The organism is Pricia sp. (assembly GCF_041745955.1).
Lineage (GTDB): Bacteria > Bacteroidota > Bacteroidia > Flavobacteriales > Flavobacteriaceae > Pricia.
Genome location: NZ_JBGTHY010000034.1, coordinates 1 through 2,859 on the forward strand (window position 1 = coordinate 1; position 2,859 = coordinate 2,859).

General features: G+C 46.4%; 4 protein-coding genes. All 4 read right to left on the bottom strand.

What is annotated here, in order from left to right; genetic code table 11:
* The coding region (locus ACEW8S_RS01140) for a transposase (RefSeq protein ID WP_373516356.1) at window positions 1-1,081 on the bottom strand (1,081 nt) is incomplete at its 3' end.
* Window positions 1,082-1,226: 145 nt separating this feature from the next.
* Entirely contained in the window at window positions 1,227-1,847 is a 621-nt protein-coding gene (locus ACEW8S_RS01145) for an FISUMP domain-containing protein (RefSeq protein WP_373516357.1), read from the bottom strand.
* A 7-nt stretch (window positions 1,848-1,854) separates the two neighbouring features.
* A complete protein-coding gene (locus ACEW8S_RS01150; protein WP_373516358.1) occupies window positions 1,855-2,481 on the bottom strand; it encodes a DUF998 domain-containing protein in 627 nt (208 codons plus the stop codon).
* A 111-nt stretch (window positions 2,482-2,592) separates the two neighbouring features.
* Window positions 2,593-2,859 (bottom strand): hypothetical protein (locus ACEW8S_RS01155; protein ID WP_373516359.1); only part of this gene is annotated, 267 nt, incomplete at its 5' end.

The window sequence follows — 2,859 nt, forward strand, 5'->3', positions numbered from 1 at the left end:
TGAAGGGCAGGGGTCTGTCCATCGGGCAACTGTACTCGTCCTTTTCCTTGTTGTAGGGAAAACCTTTTATCTCAGGTTTGTATTTCCCGAAGACGGGTATCCACCCGGTGACCTTCCTTTGTTCCAGAAAATCGTAGTTGGAGCCGTTGGAATACCCTGCGTCCGCAAGGAGGTCCGTCATCGCAAGCTCGTTCTTCCTTAGACGGTCTTGGGTTTTCAGGCCGATATCCTTCAGGTACTGGCTGTCCCTTCCGTCGGCAAAGTCCGCTTGGATATGCGAGATGACACCTTCAGCGGTATCCACCGCCATGCTGCAATGGTAGTTGAGCTTTCTGGCCTTGCCGGGCTTGAACGATATACGGGCATCCGGGTCACGGGGGTTATAATGCGTCTTGTTGCTCAGCAGGCGTGCCTTTTTGTGGGACGCACCGGCCAGACGTACTGGACTGTCCCTCAGGTTTTGATGGTGCTTTTCTACGCGCTTCAGCTCGTGCTCGGGAGCGGATATCTGTACGGGGGACGTGGTCTTCGCTTGTCTTTCCTTGTTTACCGCGTTTTCCTCTGATACTTTCTTCAAGTGTTTGACTATGGAGTCTGCGGGCATTTTCGGCACTACGCTTTCCATGGATGCGTTCGCCTTTATCGGGGCCGAATCCACCGCCTGGGTATGGCCGGATACCATCCCGCTGTCGACGCACAGGGCGAATACCTTGTTGAACAAGGACACGAAAAGGGATTCCGGGTAGAGTTGCCTCGTCCTGCTTATCGTCGAGTGCCATGGCAGCTCCTCGTCCAGGTCATAGCCCAGGAAGTAGAGCACGTCCATCCGCATACTACAGTGTTCCACCAGTTTTCGGTCGGAGGTGATGTTCTCCAGATATCCCGTGATCAACAGCTTGAAAAAGACCACGGGGTCGATCGACGGGTTGCCGGTCTTGCCATAGAGCTCTTTCGTATCCCTGTAAAGAAAGTTCAGGTCGAGCGTTTCGCGGAGCCTTCTATAGAGATTTTCCTCCGGGATCCGGTCGGACAACTGGAAACTGAGGAACAGTTTTTCGGTATAGTTCTTTCTTCCTTGCATACCTTCAATTTACGGATTTCCGCTCATTGGTGAAAGCAAAAAAAGATGTTTGTTGGGGTTCTGCAACAGCCACTATCGTTTATTTAGACTTTTTGCATCGTTCGTTGATTTCCTAGCATGGCATTCGTTGGTTAAGTCAAATACATCAATCCCGTAAGCAACGTACCGAACATCCACCAAGAATATTGGCATCGTATCGGAACACTTTTGATATAATCGACTTGTCAGGACCACCATAACTGATGTCCCATCCCCAAGCTTTGCCCTCTTCGCCTGTAGGTGTGGACGACCACCAAAAAGCGAAATACCCCAAGACATCATAGCCATTATTTCTGCGAATACCTGCCGGAAGCGCATTAAACCCGCTGCTATTAGTGCCATTTCCGTCTTCCCTCCATCCGCTGGCGCTCTTTAAGGCCTCGCCGGCCTTCTCTACTCCGCCAAATTCATTCGCTAGAATAGACCATTCACTATCCGTTGCCAAATGCCAACCGTTTGGGCAGGCGTTTTTAGCCGCCTCCCAAGTATAAAGCAAGCCAAACTCTTTGCGATTACTCTCGATGTCATCATAGGCGTAACTGTTCTGAACTTTATAGTTCAGGTTCTGGGCCATCCAAGTAACCGTGGTGCCGGTCATAGCGTTTTCAAAGCTGATAGTTTTATACGTTTGCCCATCACGCGAGTCTGTAAAGGCACCAGTGGATTGGGGAATTCCAGCGAATGCGATAAGCAAGATAGTAATTAGGGCTAAAATCTGCTTTTTCATCCTTAATCTAAACTTTATAAAGCTTCAATATTTTAATCCCGACAATGGAGGTCCACAGAAATATCGAGAACAACAAAAGCCGTTGCCAGAGCCCTGTATATGTTCGTGATTCGAAAGAATCTATCATCACGACTAAAAGTAGAGCAGATATGAAGCCAATGGAAATGGAAAAATTGGCAATTCTCTTAAAGGATTCAGCCTTCTTAAAGGAAAAACCTAAAACAATGGCCCCAATGATAGCGGATATAAATGTAATCGCAGAGACCCTATCATGTATTGTGGATTCCAAGGTTCCGTCGGTAGGGCATCCTGAATCGCATGAGTAGATACCTGCTAGGGCCATTCCAGTTCCAAAGACCATTATTAAAACAGTACCCGTTCTCGCGAGATTTTTTCTTGGGACAGCCCTGAATAGCCCAATACCGAACAAGCAAAAGAGTAGCCCCGAGGACATGAAGCCCAGATAATTCATCAATTCACTATTAGAAGTACCGTTCGCTCCCAGTTCGCTGATAAAATTGTGTAAATGACTGTAACCGGGCCTCATGGATGCACACGTCCACGATACCCCGACAAAGAGAATTGGGGCAATTACTCCTCCCAGGGCCAAAGCCCTTGACAGCAAACTTTTCATATTTCGAAATTCGAATACTTTGGGGGAAAGAGTCCAACATTAGTTGGTGAAAGGTTTAAAGATAGCTAAAATGAAAAAAAGCTCTATTATAATCAATCGTTTATTTGAACTTTACCTCTTGAGATGCTCGTTGTAAATTTTCATCGCACTAATCATATCCTCATCAATGATATAATCAGATTTCTCAAGTTCGAGTTCGTTAAGTTCAACTACATCTCCATCTGTTCTCTTTCGAATACCCCCAATCAAATCTATAGCAGAATTAATTTCATCAAGATTTAGAATCAAGCGATGTTTGGCATCAATGGTCCATAATAATTCGTGAAGAAAGACGGATTCATTCTTTGCAAATGCTCCTTCTAAAATCTTAACAACGTC

Coding starts and splice junctions, on each gene's coding strand:
- ACEW8S_RS01145 (WP_373516357.1), bottom strand. CDS start 1,847: ATGAAAAAGCAGATTTTAGCCCTAATTACTATCTTGCTTATCGCATTC.
- ACEW8S_RS01150 (WP_373516358.1), bottom strand. CDS start 2,481: ATGAAAAGTTTGCTGTCAAGGGCTTTGGCCCTGGGAGGAGTAATTGCC.